Annotated in this window: 23 protein-coding genes; all 23 read right to left on the reverse strand. The window is 36.7% G+C overall.

Annotated features, from left to right (window positions below; genetic code table 11):
* Positions 1-4 precede the first annotated feature (4 nt).
* Positions 5-1,072, reverse strand: coding sequence for a flagellar motor switch protein FliM (gene fliM, locus AC0L5Q_RS09220; protein ID WP_473617745.1), 1,068 nt, complete (start codon positions 1,070-1,072; stop codon positions 5-7).
* 75 nt (positions 1,073-1,147) lie between these two features.
* Positions 1,148-1,696, reverse strand: a complete 549-nt coding sequence (gene fliL, locus AC0L5Q_RS09225) for a flagellar basal body-associated protein FliL (RefSeq protein ID WP_473617748.1) — start codon at positions 1,694-1,696, stop codon at positions 1,148-1,150.
* A gap of 78 nt (positions 1,697-1,774) precedes the next feature.
* Complete coding sequence (locus tag AC0L5Q_RS09230; protein WP_473617752.1) at positions 1,775-3,781, reverse strand: flagellar hook-length control protein FliK; 2,007 nt, start codon at positions 3,779-3,781, stop codon at positions 1,775-1,777.
* A 104-nt stretch (positions 3,782-3,885) separates the two neighbouring features.
* Positions 3,886-4,326 carry a flagellar export protein FliJ gene (fliJ, locus tag AC0L5Q_RS09235; RefSeq protein ID WP_473617756.1) on the reverse strand — a complete coding sequence of 147 codons (441 nt, stop codon included), beginning with the start codon at positions 4,324-4,326 and terminating at the stop codon, positions 3,886-3,888.
* Between the two features lie 57 nt (positions 4,327-4,383).
* The gene (fliI, locus tag AC0L5Q_RS09240) at positions 4,384-5,739 is read right to left on the reverse strand and encodes a flagellar protein export ATPase FliI (protein WP_473617759.1); all 1,356 of its coding nucleotides are present in this window, start codon (positions 5,737-5,739) and stop codon (positions 4,384-4,386) included.
* Between the two features lie 29 nt (positions 5,740-5,768).
* Entirely contained in the window at positions 5,769-6,545 is a 777-nt protein-coding gene (gene fliH, locus AC0L5Q_RS09245; RefSeq protein WP_473617762.1) for a flagellar assembly protein FliH, read from the reverse strand.
* Positions 6,545-7,603, reverse strand: a complete 1,059-nt coding sequence (fliG, locus tag AC0L5Q_RS09250) for a flagellar motor switch protein FliG (RefSeq protein ID WP_473617766.1) — start codon at positions 7,601-7,603, stop codon at positions 6,545-6,547. Before fliG ends, fliH begins: the two co-directional genes overlap by 1 nt.
* The gene (fliF, locus tag AC0L5Q_RS09255) at positions 7,596-9,317 is read right to left on the reverse strand and encodes a flagellar basal-body MS-ring/collar protein FliF (protein ID WP_473618279.1); all 1,722 of its coding nucleotides are present in this window, start codon (positions 9,315-9,317) and stop codon (positions 7,596-7,598) included. Before fliF ends, fliG begins: the two co-directional genes overlap by 8 nt.
* A 73-nt stretch (positions 9,318-9,390) precedes the next feature.
* Positions 9,391-9,732 carry a flagellar hook-basal body complex protein FliE gene (fliE, locus tag AC0L5Q_RS09260; RefSeq protein WP_473617769.1) on the reverse strand — a complete coding sequence of 114 codons (342 nt, stop codon included), beginning with the start codon at positions 9,730-9,732 and terminating at the stop codon, positions 9,391-9,393.
* Positions 9,733-9,935: 203 nt separating this feature from the next.
* Complete coding sequence (locus AC0L5Q_RS09265) at positions 9,936-11,279, reverse strand: sigma-54-dependent transcriptional regulator (RefSeq protein WP_473617772.1); 1,344 nt, start codon at positions 11,277-11,279, stop codon at positions 9,936-9,938.
* A complete protein-coding gene (locus AC0L5Q_RS09270; protein WP_473617776.1) occupies positions 11,266-12,492 on the reverse strand; it encodes a sensor histidine kinase in 1,227 nt (408 codons plus the stop codon). Before AC0L5Q_RS09270 ends, AC0L5Q_RS09265 begins: the two co-directional genes overlap by 14 nt.
* A 245-nt stretch (positions 12,493-12,737) precedes the next feature.
* Positions 12,738-14,204, reverse strand: a complete 1,467-nt coding sequence (locus AC0L5Q_RS09275) for a sigma-54 dependent transcriptional regulator (protein ID WP_473617779.1) — start codon at positions 14,202-14,204, stop codon at positions 12,738-12,740.
* Positions 14,205-14,329: 125 nt separating this feature from the next.
* Complete coding sequence (locus AC0L5Q_RS09280) at positions 14,330-15,058, reverse strand: nucleotidyltransferase family protein (protein WP_473617782.1); 729 nt, start codon at positions 15,056-15,058, stop codon at positions 14,330-14,332.
* Positions 15,055-16,539 (reverse strand): PfkB family carbohydrate kinase, encoded by a 1,485-nt coding sequence (locus AC0L5Q_RS09285; RefSeq protein ID WP_473617785.1) that lies wholly within the window; start codon positions 16,537-16,539, stop codon positions 15,055-15,057. Before AC0L5Q_RS09285 ends, AC0L5Q_RS09280 begins: the two co-directional genes overlap by 4 nt.
* Before the next feature lie 15 nt (positions 16,540-16,554).
* Positions 16,555-17,598, reverse strand: a complete 1,044-nt coding sequence (locus AC0L5Q_RS09290) for an alcohol dehydrogenase catalytic domain-containing protein (protein WP_473617789.1) — start codon at positions 17,596-17,598, stop codon at positions 16,555-16,557.
* A 13-nt stretch (positions 17,599-17,611) separates the two neighbouring features.
* Entirely contained in the window at positions 17,612-18,379 is a 768-nt protein-coding gene (locus AC0L5Q_RS09295; RefSeq protein ID WP_473617793.1) for a phytanoyl-CoA dioxygenase family protein, read from the reverse strand.
* A gap of 1 nt (position 18,380) precedes the next feature.
* On the reverse strand, positions 18,381-19,238 hold the full coding sequence (locus tag AC0L5Q_RS09300; protein ID WP_473617797.1) for a sugar nucleotide-binding protein: 858 nt from the start codon (positions 19,236-19,238) through the stop codon (positions 18,381-18,383).
* A 59-nt stretch (positions 19,239-19,297) separates the two neighbouring features.
* Positions 19,298-20,122: a phytanoyl-CoA dioxygenase family protein gene (locus AC0L5Q_RS09305; RefSeq protein WP_473617801.1), complete on the reverse strand. Its 825-nt coding sequence runs from the start codon at positions 20,120-20,122 to the stop codon at positions 19,298-19,300.
* 2 nt (positions 20,123-20,124) lie between these two features.
* Positions 20,125-21,201, reverse strand: coding sequence for an alpha-ketoacid dehydrogenase subunit beta (locus AC0L5Q_RS09310; protein WP_473617805.1), 1,077 nt, complete (start codon positions 21,199-21,201; stop codon positions 20,125-20,127).
* Complete coding sequence (locus tag AC0L5Q_RS09315; protein WP_473617808.1) at positions 21,194-22,189, reverse strand: thiamine pyrophosphate-dependent dehydrogenase E1 component subunit alpha; 996 nt, start codon at positions 22,187-22,189, stop codon at positions 21,194-21,196. Before AC0L5Q_RS09315 ends, AC0L5Q_RS09310 begins: the two co-directional genes overlap by 8 nt.
* A gap of 8 nt (positions 22,190-22,197) precedes the next feature.
* Positions 22,198-22,851, reverse strand: a complete 654-nt coding sequence (locus AC0L5Q_RS09320; protein WP_473617812.1) for a class I SAM-dependent methyltransferase — start codon at positions 22,849-22,851, stop codon at positions 22,198-22,200.
* Positions 22,852-22,859: 8 nt separating this feature from the next.
* Positions 22,860-23,852 carry a GDP-mannose 4,6-dehydratase gene (locus tag AC0L5Q_RS09325; RefSeq protein ID WP_473617817.1) on the reverse strand — a complete coding sequence of 331 codons (993 nt, stop codon included), beginning with the start codon at positions 23,850-23,852 and terminating at the stop codon, positions 22,860-22,862.
* An 18-nt stretch (positions 23,853-23,870) separates the two neighbouring features.
* Positions 23,871-24,527 carry a class I SAM-dependent methyltransferase gene (locus AC0L5Q_RS09330; RefSeq protein ID WP_473617820.1) on the reverse strand — a complete coding sequence of 219 codons (657 nt, stop codon included), beginning with the start codon at positions 24,525-24,527 and terminating at the stop codon, positions 23,871-23,873.
* Position 24,528: the final 1 nt, after the last annotated feature.

A 24,528-nucleotide genomic window follows, 5' to 3' on the forward strand; every position in this document is an offset into this window, starting at 1 on the left:
ATAGCTAATATTCTAAATCATCTTCCAAAAGATGAAGTTCGGCATCACTGTCTAAGCGTTTACCGCCTTTAGTTAAAATAGTAAGTTCATTTTTAACTGATTCTGGACGTTTAATTTTTTCTTCTATTTTTAAAGCTAAGTGGTCGCGACTACGACCTAATTTAGCTCTAAAACTTGGTAAACTTTCAACTAATACGGTGACATGCTCTGGCATATCGATAGGAATAATATCACCAGCTTCGAGTTCCATTATTTGTGATAAAGGTAATTCTACTTCTATGAATTTTGTTGATATACCAATTGGAACATCCATGATTTCATCACGTAATGCTTTAGACCAACGCATATCAGTGTCTTCTTTATCACTTTGAACACCTGCATCTAATAATTCTCGAATAGGCTCAAGCATTGAATAAGGCAACGCTACGTGAAAATCACCTCCACCACCATCAAGCTCAATATGAAATGAACTAATAACAACGACTTCGGTAGGGCTAACAATATTTGCCATTGAAGGGTTAACTTCTGAATCTAAATATTCAAACGAAACATCCATTACCGGCGACCAAGCTTCTTTATAATCTTCGAAGATTAATTTAAGTAGCATTTGAATAATACGACGCTCAGTAGGGGTAAACTCTCGCCCTTCAATTTTTGCATGGTAACGACCGTCGCCACCAAAAAAGTTGTCTACTAAAATGAAAACTAACCGAGCTTCCATGGTGATTAGCGCTGTACCTTTTAACGGACGAAATCGAACCATATTCAAACTTGTAGGTACAAATAAGGTGTGAACATATTCACCAAACTTGATCATTTGAATACCGTTAATTGAAACTTCAGCCGTTCGACGCATCATATTAAACAAACTAATACGCATATGCCGAGCAAAACGTTCATTCACCATTTCAAGTGTAGGCATACGCCCACGAACAATTCTATCTTGTGATGAAAAATCGTAGTCAGACATGCCATCAACGTCGGCACTGTCTTCTACTAATTCTTCTTCTTCAACGTCATCAACACCATGTAATAGCGCATCAATTTCATCTTGCGATAATAAATCACTCACTCAATAGTCTCTTTATTAGTTATCATATTTATTGTTATTTATATTTTATCTGGCGCATTATAACGAGATGTAAGATTACTGCATTACAAAACCCGTAAATAACACTTCTTCTACAATTTTCTTATCTTCTATATCCATTAATACTTTTTGAATTTCAGACAAGGTTTTTTGTTTTAATGACACTTTACCTGCACTCGTAGCTAAATCGTCCGCATTTGACTGAGAGAAAACTGCCAATAATGTACTTTCAATTAATGGTATGTGTTTTTTAGCGGTTTCTTCATCGTCACCACCTCGAACTAAAAGCTGAGCGCGTATTTCAACAAATCGATCGCGTGCCGCACCAGGTACATTAAATCTAAACGGCCTAGGCATAGGAACATAGATTGCTGTTCCCATTTCTGCTGTTGCAGGGCCTTCTTCAGAAGTTGCACCTTTACTTTCTCCACTATCGAGTGCTGCTTCTACCTCTGCGGCTGTAGGTTCGTCACTTCCTCCCATAAAGAAAAAAGCCCCAGCACCAACTGCTGCTAAAATAACAACGGCAGCAATAATGATGATCATTTTCTTTTTGCCACCACCTGAATTATCTAGTTCTAACTCTTCTTCTTTACCATCAGCCATTTCAATTCCTTAAGCTTATATACAACAATGGCTTAACTATAGCCTTGAATGGCAGCCTAGCCAATGTGTTTTATTCATTTAAGCGTAGTAATCAATGCCTGTTGATGAAGCTTTAATCACTTTTGATTGTTGTGCGCTTATAGACTGCTCTAAAGAGCCTTCTTCTTGTTGCTCAAATTGGCCATTTGAACCTTGACTATTTTGCTCTTGCATAGACGATTGGTTCGATTGTTGTTTAACATTTGCGCCACCAACATCAACACCACTATCTGCCATCATATGTCTTAATTTATCCATGTTTTGTTCAAGAGCTTCTTTAGCTTGTTGATTTTGTACTACAAAATTCACTACAGCTTGTTCGCTTTGTAAATTAATACGTACTTGCATACGGCCTAATTCTGGAGGGTCTAATTGAATATCAACTTGCTGTATTTTTTGATTAATCATCACCATCACTTTATCTTTTACTGCATCGGTAAAATCTTTACGCATAATAGATATAGTTTCAGCTTGTTGAATAATTGCCGTTTTTTGCGTTTGAGCTAAATCTGCAGATATATTTTGCATCGTATTTTCAAACGAAAGCTCATGTTCAATAAATCGCTCTTCTCCTTGAGAAATATGATTAACATCTCTTTGAGATAGGGTATCAAATAAAGGATTAATACCTGAATTTAATTTAGCGTTGCTATTCAGAGGCTTTGATTCATTATTCATTATTTCATCAACAACACTCTCTTCTGTACTTTCAGTTTCCGTTTGTAGTTCAGACTCTATAGTTGCAGCAGACGATTGAGCAGTACTTTTATTTTGCTCAACTTGACTTTTTTCACCTATGATATTTTTAATCGCATTATTTTTTGTGCTAATAATAGAATCATCACCAGATGCTGTATCAATAAATTCTTCTGATAATTCACTTGAGGCTTGAATATTTTTACTTTCCTTCTCGTTATTATCGATTTTATTGGTATCTTTGGGTAGTGTTTGAAATTTTGATTGTGCAATAACTTGATCGGGGTTAGTGCCCGCTTTTTCAGCAGCAGTAACTACATTAAGATTTTTTTCAATGACATTATCTACCAGTTCAGGCTTTGGATGAGCGGCGTTATTTACGGTCCCATTTTTACTATCTGATACATTTTCAGATTTCCCGTTTACCTTTGCGTCTAGTATTGCGGGTCCTTCTTTTTCTATACTAATACTGTTTTCTTCAACCAGTGTTTTGGCAACACCTGATTGAACTAACATTTCAGGTGATACCTTTTTATCTATGTTTTCTGCACTATCATTACTATCTACTTCACCTTCGATGCCTTTAACATCAGCTTCTGCACTATTTTTAACAGATGTTTCAAAGGTATTTTTAAATGATGTGTTAGTGCTTTCTGTTTCTTTAGACTTAAGTAGTGCTTTTACTTTTTGTAGAATATCTGAATCTTCTGTTTCTACTTGGCTAGATACAGATTGTGCTATCAGTGTTTTATCTGTTTTGAGTGTGTTTGCATCTTCTTTCGCTTCAGGTGAATCCCCTACATTTTTATTAGGTGCATTAGCAGAATTTCTCTCTTTATTAATATTAGAAATATTCGACACTGCCTCATCCGTAGCCATTTCACTACTTGCACTTACTGTATTGTTTTGAGTATTCAATACTTTTTCAGAAGCATTTAAAAAAGATAATAATTGATCTGGTTGAGTAGTGGCTTGCTCTTTTGATGATTGAGTACTTTCGGGATCAACAACTTCAGTTTCTGAAAGGTTTTTATCTTGTTCTTCATTTTTTGTTTTAGCGGTTAATTCAGTATCAGTACTATTCTTGCTTTGTATTTCTTCACTTTTATCTTCACTTGCGTAGTTGTTAATCTCATTTTCTCCATGAGATTTTTCATTGGCACATGAATGCTCCTCATTTTTGCCGTTTGTTGTAACACTGTTGCCGCTTTGAGCTTGCCCTTTATGTTTTTCCATTACATCAGAAAACAGTAAAGAACTTTCTTTACTTGAATCGTCAAAGCTACCACTTAACGCTTTTTTATCAGTAGGTTGAGTCGATTCTAGTGTTAACAAAGTCATATTAGACATAAATATTCCTGCAAAAAATTTGCTTCCATTACCTTTTATTTAATAGGTATAAAAGGAGCTACTTTAAAATTAAAGCAAAACATGTTCCATACTGATATAAATCATTACCTTTTTCGTCGAACAAATTGCTGAGTGGCTATTTCATCAAACATTTTTTGTTCTCTTTTGTTTTCAATTGAAGCTAATACTTTTAATTTTTTGTCTCTTAATAACTCAACCGCCTGTACCTTTTGTCTTTGTGCTAACCATTCTTGTTTACGCTTTTTCACCATAGCTTGGGCTTGGTTTAACGCTATTTGAACTTGTTCTGACGCATTATCTAGTTTTTTAATAAAAGCATGGAAGTGACTAAATGTATGACTATCAATTCCCTCAAGCGAACGCTGGTTCAGTCGTTTCATGTACTCCAGTCGATATTCACTTACGCTATCTAAACGTTGTAAATTTTGTTGGTATTCAAATTCAGCTTCTCTTAAATTTTTAGCTGCCGTATTTTCATTTGTTTGCTCGTATTTATATAAAGTGTTTAGTTGCTTCATCGGCATAGAAAACCTCCTTTAAAAAATAGAGATAGCACAATAAGGTCATCATTACGCATGAGTTTATTGGCCTTGCTGAGCATGGGCTTGTGCCGCAGATATAATCTCTTGTAGCTGACTTAAGCTTTGTTCGTATGGAATAACTTCTGATATTTTTTGCTGTAAAAAGAAATTAATAACCGGCAGTAAGGTAATAGATTGATCAATACGCGGATCACTACCTTTACTGTAAGCACCAATAGAAATAAGATCTTTGTTTTGTTGATACAAGGAATAAACTTGTTTTAATTGCTGGGCAAGTTGTTGATGTTCTGGGCCTGTTACCATAGGCATTACACGACTAATTGAGGCTTCAATATCTACCGCAGGGTAATGCCCTGAATCAGCTAAATCGCGTGAGAGTACAATATGCCCATCGAGTATTGCTCGAGCTGCATCAGCAATAGGATCTTGTAAATCGTCACCTTCTGTTAATACGGTAAAGAAGGCTGTAATTGAACCTTGTCCTTCGCCACCATTACCTGCTCGTTCAACCAATTGTGGTAATTTAGAAAATACTGAAGGTGGATAACCTTTAGTTGCCGGTGGTTCACCTACAGCCAGCGCAATTTCACGTTGAGCTTGGGCGTAACGAGTAATAGAGTCGATAAGTAATAAAACATTCAATCCTTGATCACGAAAATACTCACTAATTTGTACGGCCGTTTCACAACCTTTTAGTCGCATTAATGGCGAGTTATCGGCAGGGGCCGCGACAACTACAGCTCGTTTCCGCCCTTCTTCCCCCAGTATTTCTTCAATAAATTCTTTGACTTCTCGACCACGTTCACCAATAAGTCCTACTACAATAACGTCAGCTGTTGTACCTTTGGTCATCATACCCAAGAGAACACTTTTACCTACGCCTGAGCCAGCAAAAAGCCCCATACGTTGGCCCGTACCAACGGTTAAAAAGCTATTGATTGATCGAACACCAACATCTAAGGGTTCAGTTATCGCTCGTCGAGATAAGGGATTAATAGGTTTACCACTGTATTGATAGGTATCGAGATTTTTAATAGGCCCTTTACCATCAATAGGTTTACCCACACCGTCAATAACACGGCCAAGTAACTCCATTGAAAAAGGTAGTTTAGCTTTTGTCGCTAAAGGGACAACACGTGCGCCAGGTAAAACACCTTGTAGGCTTTCTTCTGGCATGAGATAGGTTTTTTCTTGCTCGAAACCAACCACTTCAGCAATTAAATCGCCTTGTGATGTTTCAACTAAACATTGGCTACCTACGGGGGCTTTAACACCTACGGCTTCTAAGGTTAAACCCACAACACGCACTAATCGACCCGCCACTGATGTTTTGTGAGGATGGATCATGGTTTCGCAATTTTTAAGTCTTTCGGTGATGCGGTTATAGTCAAGCATAATAGTTTTTTGACGTTATGACCTTTTACTTACTGATGTAATGCATCCTGCAAAAATGATTCCAATACGTCTTTCATGCGGGACTTAATACTTAAGTCGATATTAGATGTGCTGTTTTCTATTTGGCAGCTTCCTCTTTCTAGCTGAGGTGCCGCAAGTAATTTCCAACCTTGTTCAATAATATAGTCTGCGCCAAATTGCTCTTCGACTATTTTTATATCTTCAGGATGAACTAATATTTGTGTTTGGGCTTCTTGGCTAGGAAGCATTTTTATCCCTTCGCCTATTGCTGCGGTAATAATGTCTGGATTAATTTTTGCTTCTTGTAGCGTAATGGCTTGGGTAAGTTGTACGACTAAATGTAATAGCTGTTCTTCTACATTTTTTTCAACATCAGCTAATGGTGTATGCAGTTGTTGAACTAGGGTTTGCCATTCTTGCGCTAGGTTATCAATGGTTTCTTTACCTTCGCTAAGTCCTGTTGCAACACCTTCTTCATGACCTGTCTTTAGCCCTTCTTCATGGCCTGAACTTTTCCCTTCATCATAACCTTTAGCAAAACCTTCTTCTTTACCTTGATTAAAGCCCTCTTCGTGCGCCGCTTGACGTATTTCTTCAATATCTTCTGCGGTTAATGGTGTCGGCTCTTCAATCTCAGTTTCTTCAGGTGGTTCATATTTCCAACTACTCTTTTTACCTAAAGCATTGGTTTTGCCATCGTCAACTTGTTGTGCTTGTTCAACATTAGGAATAGACCAAAGATCAGACTCTACTTCAGAAGAACCTTTTACAATTTTTTGGCTCATTATAAGAACTCATCTCCACCGCCTGCACCACCCAGCATGATTTCGCCTGCATCAGACAGTTTTCTCGCTACAGCAAGAATTTCTTTTTGTGCGGCTTCTACTTCTGTAATGCGCACAGGTCCCATGGCTTCTAGATCATCCGCCATCATTTCAGCAGCACGTTTAGACATGTTAGCCATAATTTTTTCTTTAAGAGCATCGTCGGCGCCTTTAATGGCTTTCATTAATGCATCTTGCTGAACATCACGTAGGATCGCTTGAATACCTCTATCATCAACATCTGCAAGGTTTTCAAATACAAACATAAGATCTTGAATTTGTTGACTCATTTCTTCGTCGTGTTCGCGAATTGCGTCCATTAACGCGCCTTCGATATTGGTATCTAAATAGTTCATAATATCGGCCGCAGCTTTTAAGCCACCCATTTTCGCCGATTGTGCCCCTGCTTGTCCGGCAAACTGTTTTTCCATAATTTCGTTTAATTCTTGTAATGCAGCTGGTTGCACTTCTTCTAAATTAGCAATACGCATGGTTAAATCTAAACGAACTTTGTCAGCAAATTGACTTAATATTTCAGCCGATTGATCCGGCTCTAAATAAGATAATACGATGGTTTGAATTTGTGGATGCTCATTACGAATAATGTTGGCTACTTGTTTAGAGTCCATCCATTTTAATGAATCTAAACCTTTAGCGCCGCCGCCCATAACAATTTGGTCAATTAAATTGCCCGCTTTGTCTTCACCCAATGCCGCTGTTAATGCTTTACGTACAAACTCTTCACTTTGGAAACCTATGGTACTAAAGTTTTGAATTTCGTTAATAAACAGCTTATGTACTGCGGTAATTTTTTGTTGTGTAAAGTCTTGCATGGCAGCCATGCTAGTACCTACTTGCTGAACTTGCTTGGGCTCTAAGTGTTTTAAAATTTGCGCAGCATCTTCTTCAGACAAGCTCAGTAGCAAAATAGCTGCTTTTTCTGTGCCGTCTAATTTGTCAACATCAAACCCCGCAGGGGCGCTAGCCATAGGTGCTAGCCCTTGATTTTCATCACTCATCTTCGCTTAACCAACTTTTAACTACTTGAGAGGATAATTCAGGTTCATTTGCTACAAGAGCCCGAACAGCTTTTAATATGTCTTCATCACGATGTAAATCTGGTAGCTGCAAGCTTCCGTCTGGCGCAAAACCTACAGCGCCAGCATCAAATTCCGTGGTTAACATATCCATAGTTTCATCACCTAAATCAATATGACTATCAAGTGATTTGTCACCGTAATCGTCTGGTGTTTGGTCTGGATAAATTAAACGTTTCAACATTGGACGAACTACAGCCATTATTAATACGATAATAACCAATGCGCCAAGAACCAATTTCAAGGTTTTCATAAACCAAGGTTGAAGATAAATAGGCACTTCTTTTTCAACAATTGCAGCTTCGCGAGAAAACGGTAACGAAATAACTTCTAATACGTCGCCTCGCTGTAAGTCAAAACCCACACTACCTTGTAATAAGCGACGAATATTTGCTATTTCAGCTTCAGCTCTTGGTACATAAGACACAACAGGAGCCGTAGTAGCAGCTTCTTCGCCATCGGCACCTTCAGGTGCTGGTGTAGCAGGCGCGGTTGAGGTTAAATAATCTAACGCTACCGAAACACTCACACGACGAATAACACCCGTTTGTTGTTTAGTATGGCTGATAGCTTCATCTAATTCATAGTTTTTCGTTGATTCTAAATGATTACGGCTTGGCATTGCTCTTTTTTGCTCGCCGCCTGTCGCATTTTCAGGAATATCTGAATCTAATGGTGGCTGGTTTGATAGTGCACCCGGTATACCGCCTAACATGCCACCTATAGTTTTATCTTCAACTTTCATTTCACTACGTAAAGCAGGTAAATCAGAATTATAACGGCGTTGAGTTTCTTCGGTATTGGTAAAGTCCATCGTTACATCAACTTGCGCTGTGTAATTACCTAAACCCACAACAGGAATAAGGATTGAATCTATTTTTTCCATATATTCTGATTCACGTTTTTGTTCTATTTCAAATTCTTTACGTGAACGAGATGAAAGCGAACTTTGTGAACCTGAATTTAATAAACGACCATTTTGATCAGTAACAGTTACTTTGTTGGGTTGCATGCCTTGAACAGCTGAAGCGACAATATCGACTACAGCATCAACTTTTTCTTCCGATAATTGGCGGCCTTTTTGTAAGGTAAGTACCACAGTTGCGGAAGGAGACTTTACGCGTTTTGCGAAAATATTATCTTTTGGAATAGCTAATAAAACTTTAGCTCTTGCAATAGTTTGTAGCTCTTCAATGGTTCGAGCTAGTTGTTGTTCACGAGAATGTTTAAGTCGTTCACTTTCAAGACGTTGGCTTACACCAAAGCCCATGTCTTGCATAATAATTTCGTTACCTTCTTTTTTCTCGTAGGTTAAACCTTCACGAGCAAGTAACATTTTAACATTTTGATATTCGTCTGTAGGTACTGAAATAGTGTTGTTTTCTTGAAGGTAATCGACTTTATTCGCATCAAGAAAATCCATTGTTTTAATAAGTTGTTCGGTAGGAAGCTTAGTGATCACTCGATATTCAGCTTGGTTCGCCCACATGATCACAAATATAGCGATAACTAAACAAATAGCTAATGCCATAATTAGGGTTAATTGTCTTAGCACATCTACATTGCCAAGAGCAGATGAGAAACCTGACTTTTGTTCTTCAGATATGCTATCTGAACCGTCGTCAGTTACGACCATACCTGTATTATCAACTGTATCAGACACTTAATTTCTCCGAGAATTTTGGAAAGTTACAAACAAAAAGTCATACCTAAACAGGCATATTCATAATTTCTTTATAAGCTTCTACAAATTTATTACGTACTTGAACCGTTGCATCAAATGCCACACTTGCTTTAGATGCAGAAATCATGGTTTGCGCAAGCGTTACGCTAGAGTCACCTAATTCAAAAGCTTGACGCTGGGCCCCTGCGGTTTGTTGAAGATCGTTAACAGTATTAACGGCGTCTTTTAATAAACTTCCAAAATCGCTACCTGACTTATTTACTGACGGTATTGCATTATCAGATGAAACGGCTTGCGTATTATGGTTCATTGCCTCTAAAGACATGCTTTGCATTTGTGCAAATAAGGAATTTGATTTGATATCCATAGCAATCTCGCTTGTGTCAATTTCTTGATGTTTATATTGTTATTATGGATAAAGCAATCATGATGCCAAGGTAAGCGAACGTATAAGAGATTAAAATAAAAACTTTAAAATCAAAAGCTTGAAAGTGACTTAATTAGAAGGAATATAGATTATGCTTATATATAACAAAAAGCCCAGCATTGTTAGACTGGGCTTTAAGAAACTTAAGCAGGTATTTGAATACCTGAATCTCGCATTCTGGCTATTTTATAGCGTAAAGTTCTCGGGCTTATACCCAAACGTTCAGCTACATTTTTACGGCTACCTTGGCATGCGTTTAAGGTATCTAAAATAATTTGATGTTCTTGAATTTTTAACTCGTTACCGAGTTTGTCTTCAGAAAGCGTTTGAGTTTCATTTGTACTTGGGAGCGTTGTTGTTTCAAATTGTTCAATAAGTAAGTCGCTCGCATCAATCACATTATTACTATATAAAATAAGTGCTCTTTGAATAACATTATCGAGCTCTCTTACATTACCTGGCCAATCATAGGCAATTAATTTACTACGAGCTGCTGTGGTAAATTCTGGGATCATGTCTGAATTTTTTTGCACAATACGTTCAACTAAATGTTTTGCTAGAGGTAAAATATCATCTCGTCTTTGCGCAAGAGCTTTCCAAGTAAGAGGAAATACATTTAATCGATAATATAAATCTTCTCTAAATACACCTTCAGCTACGGCTTGTTGTAGATCTCGGTTACTGGTTGCAATCACTCTTACATCTAATTTAATGGTTTTACGGCCACCTAATCGCTCAACTTCTCGCTCTTGTAAAACACGTAAAATTTTAGCTTGTAAGCCTAAATCCATTTCGGTAATTTCGTCTAGTAGTATTGTACCACCCTGAGCTTGTTCAAATTTCCCCGGAGATGCTTGAATAGCTCCCGTAAATGCGCCTTTTTCGTAACCAAATAAGGTAGCTTCTAACATATTTTCAGGAATAGCGGCGCAATTTATAGCCACAAAAGGCGCTTCTGCACGATCTGAATTGTAATGAACATACTGAGCAAGTACTTCTTTGCCTGAACCACTAGGTCCTAGCACCATAACTGACGCTTCGGTTGCCGCAACTTTTTTCGCAAGAGATAGTAATTCAATACTTTTAGGATCAGCGACCACAGGTTCAAACATATTAGTTATTTCAAGAGGTACGTATTGATTCACCATATTCAATAGCACTTCGGGTGAAAAAGGCTTTGCCATATAATTACTAGCACCATCTTTCATTGCTTGTACAGCATCATCAATAGTGCCATAGGCTGTCATAATTAATACAGGCATTTGAGGAAGATTATTTTTGATACTTTTAAGAAGAGATAAACCAGACATCCCTCCCATTTGTACATCACTTACCACTAAATCAACTTTATGATTTTTTAGTAATAATAATGCTGCTTCACCAGATTCAGCTTCTATACACTGAAATCCCGCGAGTAGTAATGTATCAACTAAAGCTTCTCTTAAACCTGCGTCGTCTTCAACAACTAAAATTTTACTTGTTTTCATTAGCATTCTCCATAGGTGAGGCATGAAAGTTCGCTACTGATGAATATTCGTTCGAGGCTGCACTCGTTGGCGTTGAATCGTTATTAGCTGACGGATTAAATGTTGTTTCGAGTAAAGGGATGTGAATACAAAAATGTGCTCCCTCTCCCGCTTGACTCAATAGTTTAACGTCGCCTTGGTGCGCATTAACTACAGATTTAACAACAGCTAAACCTAAACCCGTGCCTTGAGAGCGTGATGTGTAAAAGGGTTCAAATATTTTATCTGCTAATTCTTTATCTATACCTTTACCGTTATCTCGTACACTGATAAGCGCATAGCCGTCTTTACAGTAAGAAGACAACTCAACTTTAGCGCCTTCTTTAATAACTTGAATGCTATTGAGTACTAAGTTTTGAATAGCGCCTGTAAGAGCACTTTTATTACCTAGTATTTGGCAGTCGTCTTCACATAGCGAAAATGTTATTTCGGCATTTTCTTTTTTAATAATGGCATCAATTGATTGAACCGAACTAGATAAAAGTTCATTAATAGATAAAGGTTCTACAACCTGTTGTTTACCACTTTTAGCGAAAAGCAGCATGTCGTTAACTTGTTGTTCTAAATCACTTAACCTTGTCATTAGCTTATCTTGAAAGTTTTCTCGTGATTCGTTAGTTAACTTTTTATTTTGTAAATTTGCACCATACAACATAGCAGCTGAAAGCGGTGTTCTAATTTGATGTGCTAATGTTGATACCATTCTCCCTAAAGAAGAAAGACGTTGTAATTGGCCTAATTTGTCTTGCAGTAAACGAGTTTCGGTTAAATCGGTGATCATAATGAGTTGCCCCGGCTGATCGCCTAGCGCAGTAATTTCTAATTTAACTCTTCGACCGTCCTTTAAAGACACTTCATGCCAATCGTCTGCTCTTGGTTTAAAAGAGCGTTTGATCACATCAAACCATGGTTGACCTAAAATAGGTTCATCAAGTAATTGACGAGCGACATCATTAATTTTTACAACAACACCATTGCCATCAAGAATGATCATTCCTGTTGGCATAACATCAATAACTTGGTTCAATTGTTGAATTTTTTCTTTTAATGAATTTATTTCATTTAAATTAGAATGCAGAGTTACATTTGCAGAAGGGCCTACCGCATTGTAAGAAAAAGCGGTTTGATCAAATGTATTATTGATATTGGAAACGGTTGAAGCTGCATATGTCATAATTCATCACTCAATTATTGATAACACATACAACAAAGCATTTACCATGCCAAACAAAAAATCATTAATTTTCAATAAATTAAAACGTAATAACATTAAAAACGGATATTCTAAATGGGTCAATTTTTTGGCTAAAAGCAAAGATTAATAGCTTTTTATTAAGACATTAATAAGATGGGCGTAGCTAAAAGACAATAAAAAAGGATATCAATACAATATCCTTTTTCTTCTGATAAATTGTAAAGTTAGCTTTTTTGTAAACTGTATTTACGCATTTTCTCAACAAGTGTTGTTCTACGCATACCTAAAGTTTCAGCAGCTCTAGCAACGACCCAATCGTTTAGTTCTAAAGCTTGAGTCACCAAGGAAACTTCAAGATCAGCTAAATAATCTTTAAGGTTAAAACCTTCAGATGGTAATACTAGAGTTTCTGTAAAGTCAGGTTCAGGTGTTTGAATCTCTTCTTCATCACCGTCATCATCGCCATAATCAAAGCCTGAAAACAGGTCATTAATGGCATCGCGCTCTTGTAATTCTTCTGGGTAGTCTTGTTGGTATTCGTCAACTTCAATATGTCGATACTTAATAGGAAGCTGACCAACATTAACAACTTGCTCGTTGTACATTATGATCATACGTTCAATTAAGTTAGATAGCTCACGTACATTACCTGCCCATTTATGTTCTTTTAAAGACTCTATCGCCTTTTCGGTAAAACGAACACTATGACCTTGTTCAGCAGTAAAACGAGAGATTAATTCTTTCATTAATAAGGGAATATCCTCTTTACGTTCTCGTAACGCAGGGGTTTCAATGGGAAATACATTTAATCGGTAATATAAGTCTTCACGAAATTCGTTGGTTTTTATCATTTCTTCTAAATGCTGATGGGTTGCTGCAATAATACGTACATCAGCTTTAATACTTTTACTCCCCCCTACTCGTTCAAAGGTACGCTCTTGCAGAACACGTAACAATTTAACTTGCATAGGCTGTGGCATATCACCAATTTCATCTAAAAATAGTGTTCCGCCTTCTGCCATTTCAAAGCGCCCTTTACGGGTAGAAATAGCGCCAGTAAAAGCACCTTTTTCATGTCCAAATAACTCACTTTCTAACAAGTCTGGTGGAATAGCGCCACAGTTAACGGGTACAAAAGGCCCTTTAGTACGATCAGACAAGTTATGTATATTACGTGCAACAACCTCTTTACCTGTACCTGATTCACCTAAAATTAATACATTTGCCTCAGTACTTGCTACTTGCTCAATTAAAAATCGTACTTGTTGCATTGGCTCACTAGCGCCCACCAATGAACGAAAAAGTACATTAGGGCAATTACCACTACGTTTATTAGGTAAATTATTGTGGTAATGATGACTATGATGGATCATTTCGGTTAGCTGCCCATAATTTAATGGGAGCGTTAATTCACCAATAACGTTGTTGTAGCCAGCAATGAGCGCTTTATCGATAAGATCATGGTAAATAAATGGGCAAGCAGGATGAGATTTAATAATGGCCTGTAAATGTTCTGATATTTCACCACATAATATTACGGTGAGAATATTAGGTACATCAACCAAGTGTTGAACTATTTCATCTTCAGGAAAAACATAAAAATGCTCTCCCACAAATGCTAATACAGTTTCTATTTGACTTCGTCTTGCCGGATCATTATCGACAACTAGAATATGTTTCTGTCCTTGCATAATTCCCTGATGATGAATATTTGTTTTTCTATGCTTTAATCATAACTTGCTTAAGTGAATAATCAATAAAAAATTGACGCTTATTAGCCATTTATTTGACATCGTTTAAAATTCAATCACTTAAGCTAGATTGGAGCGTCATTATTTGCTATTGCTAGGCTTTCAGGCGTACCAATATCACGCATATATCCTTTATTTTCCCAACCATTAACTTGGTTAATAAGGTATGGCATTAAATGGTAACTAATATCTGACTCATCATTTGCAAGTGTACTTAACATACCGTTAACACGCTTATCAAATAAATACACGGCGGCATTAGCTAAATTAGATGGCGGCTTTTTAACTTTTTCATGAAAAGCAACAACACAATTAGCGTCATCAAGTTCAACTATGCCACAACTTTGAGGGGAGTCTGTTTTAAATAACATTAAGGTTCCCAAACAGTTTTCTTTGCGTTGCTTAAAACTTGCGATAAAACTTGTCCAATCGCAAATACAGAGGTTGTCTGCATGGGCAATTAATACATCGCTATCACACCAAAATGCTTTTGTAGCCTTTAAAGTACCTAATGTACCGAGCAGTTCTTCTTCATGAAATGTGGTTATTTGATCTTTAAAAGGAGAATTTTCAATAAATTGGTTAACTTTCTCGGGTAAGTAGTGTGTATTAATTAAAAATTCAGAAAAGCCCGCTTTAGATAATTGCTCTAACCATATTTGCAACAAAGGTGTTTGATTAATAGAAACCAAACATTTAGGTATATTGTTAGTAATAGGCTTTAAACGTGTACCAAAACCTGCGGAAAGTAAAATAGCTTTTTTAATAGGTGATACTTTAGTTGCGTTACTCATGTTAATTGCTCTAACGCTTGCATCAATTCTTTAAACTCAAGCGGTGTATTACCCACGCGAGATACTTGGCATGCCGCGGCAACAGAACCAATTAAAGCCGACGTCCATAAATCGCCACCACTCACCAAAGCCATCGCAGTAGCCGCTAACATACAATCGCCAGCGCCAGCAGGATCTATAGGGTTACTCGCTAATGCTGGTATTTTATCGTTGTTCCAATGATGTACTGCACCCTTTTCGGTTCTGTGTAATAGTGCCCCTTCATCAGCAAGGGTAACGATAATATTAGGGCATTGCATTTTTTGATGCAGTTTATCAGCAAGAACAACTAAACCGTCTCGCGTATTGTTAAGGGCAACACGTATTTCACGTTCAGTAGGCGTGATTAAATCGACGTTTTTAAAACGCGCAATATCCCCCACCTGTGATGAGGTTTGGCTATCTGCAGATACCATAACATTATGCTTGTTACATAAAGCAATAATGCCATCAACTAATGGTTGAGGTAAAATTCCGTAGTTAAAATCTGAAAAAATAACTAAATCTGTTTGAGAAATTTCTTCTGCGAGTTGTGTCATTATCGCTTCTTGAATATCTATACCAATATCATGCTCACGAAAGTCATTCACTCTGAGTAAGGTTTTATTACCCACACGGTAACGGCGTTTTTTTGTGGTTGGCCTTGTATCATCAACAAAAGTTCGAGCTTTAAGCTGATACTCGCGCATTTTCTCGTAACCATAAATGGCCGCTTTATCTTCACCAAGGACAGTATAAAACGATACATTTTTCGCGCCTAAGCCTTTAGCATGTGCAGAGGTAATACCTGCACCTCCTAAAAAGAGCTTTTTCTCGTCGGGCGTTACAACAATAGTAGGATCTTCTTGCGACATACCTACAGCGTTACACTGCATATATTCATCAATAATGGTATCGCCAATGACTAATATATTAAGCTTCGAAAAATTTGCCATAACCCGCTCAATATCAGCCTTGTTAATATGATGGCGGCTCATATAATTGCTTAGTTTACTGACGTTTAATACGGGTTGTTCGGTTTGACGATTAAAAACAGAAGACGATTTTACATGAGTATAACCTGAGCTAAATATTAGCTTACCACCAAAGGTTTCTATCGCCTTTTGCTCAGGGTTAAGTTTGTCTTCGTACTCTTTACCTTTTACAACAACATGAGGCTTCAATTTTTCAATAAGTGTTGTGGCTGAATCGTAATTAATAAAACAATAATCAACAAAGGCTAACGACGCGACAATATCTGAACGGTGAGTAGCATCGTTATAATCGGTTTGAGTTAATAATTCATCTGCATTTACTCCAACAACCAGAGTATTACCGCATTCTTTAGCAAAGCGAAGCAAGCGGATATGGCCGGGATGAAGAATGTTAAAATCGCCGGTGACTAAGACTATTTTACCAAGTGATTTTCGAATAGACTCAATATCTTTAAATAAAACAGTCATTAAATAGACTCTTCCCTATATTAAATTTTCAAAATGTATTAATGCGCGTGTAATCTTTCTTTGTTCAAGATCAGTTAAAGCTTGGTTAATATCCATTAACGAATATTCATTCGATAATAACTTCTCTACAGGTAAAGTATATTTATTAATAATATCTACAATAAACGGAATATCTTTATCTGGTTTAGAGGCGCCCCCCCAACTACCTTCAATTTGCTTTCCACAAATAAGATCAAAAGGATCAAGTTGAATGGTTTCACCTGATGGCGGATGAGAAGCAAAAATGCATTTTCCTCCTCCTTTTTTAACTAATGAAAACGCAGCTTCAATTGTTGATGTTTTTCCTGCCGCTTCCACGATATAGTCAATACCTTCAGGGAAGTCAATTAAAAACTGTGCACGTCCTTGCTCACCTACTTCATAGCAATGAGTGGCTCCTAGCTCTTTGGCTAGTATTAACTTACTTTCTTCAATATCAAAAGCAATAACGTGACTCGGTTCAAAATGCTTTAAAGCTAATAATGCACTTAAGCCAATTCCACCTAAACCATATACACCAACAGACTTTCCAATTTTTGGTTTTAGCTGATTTAATACAATGCCAGCGCCTGTAGGTAATGCACAACCCAAAAGAACCGCTGTTTTTTTGTTTATACCTTTAGGTAGCTTAACCAAACGGTTTTCAGATACTACGGCATAGTTTGAAAATGTAGTTACAGCACCTGCATTAATCTCTCGTTCATTATGCAAATATTTACAACCACCAGCATCGATACCTTCTGACTTTATCCAGCCTAATATAACGTCATCACCGACACTAATTTTCTGAACTTTTTCGCCTACAGCGACAACCCTACCAACACCTTCATGCCCTAACATATGAGGGAGAAATTTATCTTCGCCTCGCCTGCCTTGTACTTCCATAAGCTGGCTATGACATACGCCTGAATAATCAAGTTTTATCAATACCTGTCCTTTTCGTAAAGTTGGTATGGTAATGTTTTCACAAAGAGTTAGGGGCTGGTTAATTTGTTCTAATATAGCGGCAGTTATTTTCATTTTTATCGCATTTTTAAGTATTGTTGAGGTTAAGATCAGGCACTAATAAAGTTGCTTCTAAACTGACTCTTGTTTTATCTGATTTATTTTCCATACCACGATGAATTAATCCATCATGAAAAACAATGAAATCACCAGATTGTGTAGGTACATCATAGATGCTTAATTGCGATACATCTTCATCAAATTTTGGTTTAGCAATACCGGTGTGATCGACTTCTCCATGATATTTCCAATCGTTTTTAAGATGGGAACCCGGAATAACACACAAACCGCTTTTATTTTTTACCACATGAATGGCTATCCAAATCTTTAAGCGCCTCATACCTTCAGGCATAGTCCCGTGACCTAAATCCCAAAACCATTTATCGGCATGATAATCACCAATATCTGAATTTCCAGGGCGAACAATTCGCCAATACATTTCCTGCCAACCGCAACCTTCTTCAGTAGCTACAGCTTGAATATCGAGACGCTCTTTCAAGGTTTGAAAAAAAGGTAATGCTAATATTGTTTCAAAAGCATTGGGCCCTAATATACGTACATTTTTCGGCCACATTTTTCGATGTTCAACTTTATCAGAAAGTTCATGATAATTTGACATATCAGTGTGATAAAAATGCTTAACTTCTTTAGGTGCTAACATTAACAAACGTGCTAAATATTGATCTCGGATAAACGCACGCAAAATTTTTAATTCACCTTCTGACATAGCACCAACAAAAAATCCTTGGTCTTGCTCAATATTATTAATAGCTACTTCATAATGATTAACACGCATACTAATTTCCTTTGCCATATACTGCAGATAATAATTCAGTAAAGCTTTGATTATTTAATTTTAACTCAGAAGAACTAATAGCATTTAATGAACCAAAAAGTACTGGTGTAATACCTTTTGAAGTAGCAGAAATTTTAATTATTTCTGCCTTTAAATCTAAATAAGATAAGAGTAATTCGGCCATTTTTGCATAAGATAAATCTTCAGCCCCCGATAACTGATAAATGCCTGATTTTTTCTCCTCGCAAATAGCGATTAAAGTATCAACGACATAATTTAAGGAAATAGGAGCTGCACAATAATCATCAAAAAGAATGATATTTTGCTGTGTTTTCGCTTTATCAACAATGCCATCAAATAAAGCGTAACCTTTACCTACTACTTTAGTTAAACGTAAGATTGCGGTATTTAATTTATTCTCGGTAATAAATGTTTCTACTTGTACCTTTTGCTGACCATATAACGTAGTTGCTGAATAATCACTTTGCCATTCAATAAATGGAGTTTGATGATTGAATACTTGAGAGCTAGAAAGAAAAATAGAAAATACACCTAATGCATTTAATTTCGATAGTAATAATACCGTATGATTCACATTAACCAAGGTAGAGAAATGCGGCTGTTTAATACACGCAGCGTTACTTGTCATTCCAGCGCAAAATATCACTGTATTAATATCTTTTATTTTAATATTTTCAATTAAGAAATCCATACTGTCTATATTAGCTAAATCGAAATACCAATTTCCCCCCTTTTGCTTTCGACTTGTTGTATAAACATTAACTTCTGCATTAGGTAAAGCAGTTTGACACGCTGAAGCAATAAAACCATCACCACCAATAATTAAAATATTATTCATAATTTGCCGTTGAGATATAAAGTTTAGTGATTTTATTTAAGTTTCAGCATTACTTAAATTCAAGGTTTAGTTAACAACTGTTTTTCATCATCATTTAATGCGTAATAGTCATCACCTAAGCTGCCAATCACACTACTTGTTAAACGAGTGTAATAACCTGCTTTTAAGTTTTTAGTTAACGGATGAAAACTGTTTTTTATTCTAAAATCGATTGCCCATCGAGTCATATGACTTTGATTAGCTTTTTGACCATGAATAAGCCCAAGTGTAAAACCCAGTCCGGAACCAAAAGGGAGAGAAATACAAGTTAATTTAGACTCGTCTAAGCCTACAATTTTTTTAGGCGCATATAAGAAACCCATTTGATTTTTTGGTGTACCACGAACAACATCTTCTCGGTTAAATTGCTCAAGTTCACTATCAGGAATAAGGTGACTTTGCGGAATAACATTTAAACCACAACCTTCAACCTGATCCACTAAAGGTAATGAAAGTGATACTTCATAAGCGGAATTACCATAATGCGTATCTCGGTGAATTCCGATGTTGTCTGTAAAAACACCTGGCCTTGCAATACGTAAATATAAATTAGTTTGGACATCTAAATCTTGTCCAAAAATACTTGTAAAAAAATCAAGGTTATCTTGTACAAAATATCGGTGTTTTTTATCGTTATTCAATTGCGTAAATACAGCAAACTGAAACTCATCATGCTGCTCATTTGTTAACTCAATGTCATGATAATTTTCTAACGATGTAAATTTTTTACCAAAGCTATCTCGTGCAATACGCTCACAAGTACTTTTAATTTCCTGTAAAAACTCAAGGTTATCAAAACAGTAAGTAAAATAACCTTGCTGCTTAAAACGATCAATATCAATCATAACTAAAATGGCCCTTTAAAATATTCTCCAGGAATATCATGATGTCCTTGACGAATGAGATGTTGATAAAGATCACCTATCGTTCCACTTTTTACTATTTTATGTGCTTTCTCTGCAATTTCTTTGGCACCAAAATAATATTCTTTAGTTAAAGCGTAACTTGTTGGCTCAGGAATATCAGGCATAGCTAAACGTACTGGTGCGCACTTTAATAAAGAAAAATAGTTTTCAGATACATAGCTAACAATTTCACTGGCAACAGAGCCTGTAGTAGCACCACTATCTAACACTAATAAGCGTCCTGTTTTTGCAACAGACGTACTAATGGTTTCCCAATCAATAGGCTTAATAGAGCGTAGATCAATAAGCTCAGCAGAAATACCCTGTTTTTTTAATGCCTCGACAGCGTTAATCGCTTCAATCGTTAAATATGACATTGAAACAATCGTAATATCACTCCCTTCTTTAACTACTCTTGCTTTATGCATAGGTAAATAGTCAGGGTGTTCAGTTACATTGTCTGCAACTACCCCCTGTTGATTATGCAACCAACGATGCTCTAAAAATATAACGGGGTTATTGTCAAAAACACTCTCTAACAACATGCTTTTTGCATCTTGCGGTGTAGTCGGCATTAACACTTTTAAACCAGGAATATGAGCAAATAATGCTTGTAAGTTTTGTGCATGTGTTGGACCTTGCCCCCAGCCTCGGCCAATTAATAACCGAATAGTTAAAGGAACACTACGTTGCCCGTTAAACATATATTGCCATTTAGCGGCATTATTAATTAATTGATCAAGTGCTAATAAAAAGAAGTCTAAACGTTGATGAACCATTACGGGCCGCATGCCAGCAAGCGCAGCGCCAATGCCTATACCCGTCATTGCATTTTCAGCCGTTGGCATATCAAAAATACGTTCTGGGTAGGCTTCAACAAGATCTTTAGTGGTGCCAAAAATACGACCTGGGTCGTCGATACCTAAACCATAACAAAACACATCATTAGACTGTTCCATCGCACTAAATAACGCTTGATTAATGGCTTGTGTATAAGGGATTACTTTTAAGTTATTCATAATGCCCCTCATTATAAACGTAATGAGCCAATGTATTGTTATCTGGAAATGGTGATTTCTCAGCAAATTCAAACACTTGAGATATTTGCTCTTTAATATTAGCTCTTAATCTTGTCATTTTTTCAATAGAAAATATGTCTTGCTCAACTAACCAGTTTTCAAAACGTGAAATAGGTTCTTTTGCCTGCCAAGATAAAAACTCTTCTTCACTACGATAGCCAATATGATTATCATAATTTGGCCCGCAGTGCTCACGCCAGCGATAAGTATCAAGCTCAACAAAGCAAGGGCCGTTCCCCTTTTTTATATTGGCAATTATTTGCTTAAATAGTTGATAGTTAGCAGTCACATCATTACCGTCACCATGGTAGCTATCTAAACCGATAGCTTGCGCTAATTGATGAATTTTACGATTTTTGGGTTGGCGTTTATCTAAGCTGGTATACACTGAATATAAATTATTTTCACACACGAATAATACGGGTAGCTTTTGTAGTACGGCGAAGTTAGCAGCTTCATAAAACGCGCCTTCTTCTGTAGCGCCATCACCTAAATAAACAACGGTAACATTTTTTTCATTACGCATTTTTTGGCTCAAGGCTAAACCAACCCCTAACGGAATAGTATTACCAACTATAGCGGTTGAACCTTTAAAACCAACACTTTCGTCAATCAAATGCATTGAACCACCGCGACCACCACTGCAACCTGTCGCTTTACCATAAATTTCAGCTAACATTGCTTTAGCACTACCACCTTTACCAAGGTAATGAGCATGCGCTCTATGGGTAGAAACCGCATAATCTTGATTCGACAATAAAGGTGATAGCGCTGCAGGTGCACCTTCCTGCCCAATAGATAAATGAGTTGGGCAACGCATTTTACCTTCGCTATATTTATCAGCAATTGCTTCTTCAAGATCTCGTATTAAATAAAGTTTATTTAAAATAGTTAGGCAATGCTCAGGGCTCATTACTAAATCTGTCATAAATTACCTTATGGGATAAACCAGTAAAAATCGCCAGTGTAATCAACCTTTTTGAAAAAGGCCTGCCATTCATCAACATGCATAATCGTTTTTGCTGTTAAATTCCAAGCATACATACGTTCTTTTTCTTCATCATTACGATAAGCATCAACTGTGATAAATGCTCTACCTTTACTCACTCGCATAATTTCTTGTAAAGCAATAGCGCAATCATCTAATTCGAGGTTATGAACGGTGTTGATACTAAAAACGGCATCAAAACTGTTATCTTCATAAGGTAGTTTTATCGCGTTACCCACTTGTAATTGTTCTTTTACTTCTTCTTTCGCGTTAGCAATAGCATATTCTGAAATATCTAGTCCTTGTACTGCAATACCCGGTACAAGTTCAGTAAAGTCATACAACATAAAGCCTTTAGCACAACCAACATCTAAAATTTTACTACTTGGAGATAATTGAAAATGTTGAACAAAGTCAGGAATAACAGGTTGCCAAAAGCGCGAAAAATACTTAAAGCCACCATAACCATATAAACGGTCACCATCAAAAAAATCTTTACCAAATTGACGAGCGATAGCACGCATTTCTTCAGTCAAAGCATCTTGTCTTGCATGCGGATCTCGTTTGCTTTGAGGGTAATTACGTAATAAATCAATTTCCATTTTATAAATTATGCCTTATGAATATAATCAAGGGGTTGCTGCTGTAGTACAGCAATATTTTCTTGCGCCCACTTTATGGTGCGGCTAATACCAGTGTCGAGACTAATACTATCTTGCCAACCAAGTTCATTTCTTATTTTGCTCGTATTTAATAAATAAGCCGCATCTTTACCTTTACGATCGTCACTAACTTCGCAAACTTGATTAAAGTCTGCCGACATATTTTGGCAAATTAATTCAACTAATTCTCGAATAGTTACCGTTGACGGTGTCGCAATATGATAACAATCGCCAAGTCTACCTCGCTCGGCAATTAAATGAGTTGCTGCTGACACATCATCAATATGAATAAATGAGCGTTCTGAATGACCTCCGCCATGTAATGATAATTTTTTGCCTAATAGGATATATAGAATGGTTCTAGGAACAATACGGTAAAGTTGCTGCCCTTCACCATAAACATTTGCAGCACGAGTGCTAATAACGGGGAACTGATGCACATTAAAAAAAGTTTTTAAACTCATATCAGCTGCTGCCCTAGAAACAGCATAAGGTGTACTCGGGTTAAATACTTGTGATTCGTCAATATACCCAGTACAACTTCCGTATACTTCAGGCGTTGTAATATGAATATAGCGGTCTAAGTAGTCTTTATGCCTAAGCATATTATGCAGCTTAATCATCGATACAGCATTAGTCATAAACCAATGTTCTGGAAAGTCCCAGCTTTGCCCAACCATACTTTGCGCAGCAAAATTATAGATATGACTGGGTTTTAACTTATCTAATAATATCTCTATTTCTGGTAAATGATGATTAACATCAAGTTGAAAAAAGTTAACTTGGTTTTTACTGTTCGCCCACGAATATGGCAATAATGCAGCAACAGGTGCTGCTGAACGACTAATACCAATAACTTGGTACCCCTGCTCTAATAAATATTTACAATAACTAGCACCTGAAAACGAGTTACTACCAATGACACAAACGGTCTTATTCATAAAGTACCCTAATAATTTTTATTTAACACATAAAGCGAATAAATAATGAGCCATGGGATAAAAACCAGTATGAACAACTTCATCATTCATCGAAAATAAAAACACATGCTTAAAATGCTGCTCTAATAACGTTTTAAAGTCATTACCTGATTTACAGTTAACATGCCCTTCAATACTTTGTGGTGATGCATAATGTTGAGATTCAAGCGAAGGTATACCAATAATAGCTACCCCATTATCATGGGTTGATTGGTTTAAATGTTTAAGTATGCCATGTTCATACTCAGGTAAAATGTGTTCAAAAACATCTAAACAATAAACCGCATCGTGCTTTGTTACAGTTGGCCCAGATAAAATATCGTGTACTTGAGCATTTTTTTGCCAATCATAACGTGCATTTTGTTGTACTTTTTCAATAAAAACAGGATCAAAATCGCTCACTGTAAGCTGTTCAACAGAATCAGCTACAATGTGAGAACCAAAAGCATCAGCACAACCAACTTCTAATACTCGAGCCTTTCCCGCTAGCATTTTTGCGACAAATTTATAGCGGGATAAAACAAAAACTACACGTTTAGGATCATCTTGCCATACTTGGTTGGTCATAAAGCCAAGTTTAGTTTCAGGGTATTCAAATAGAGTATTGTATTGAGCTTCTTTTGTATCTTTTTGCATA

It is taken from the genome of Pseudocolwellia sp. G5-9 (assembly GCF_055808995.1).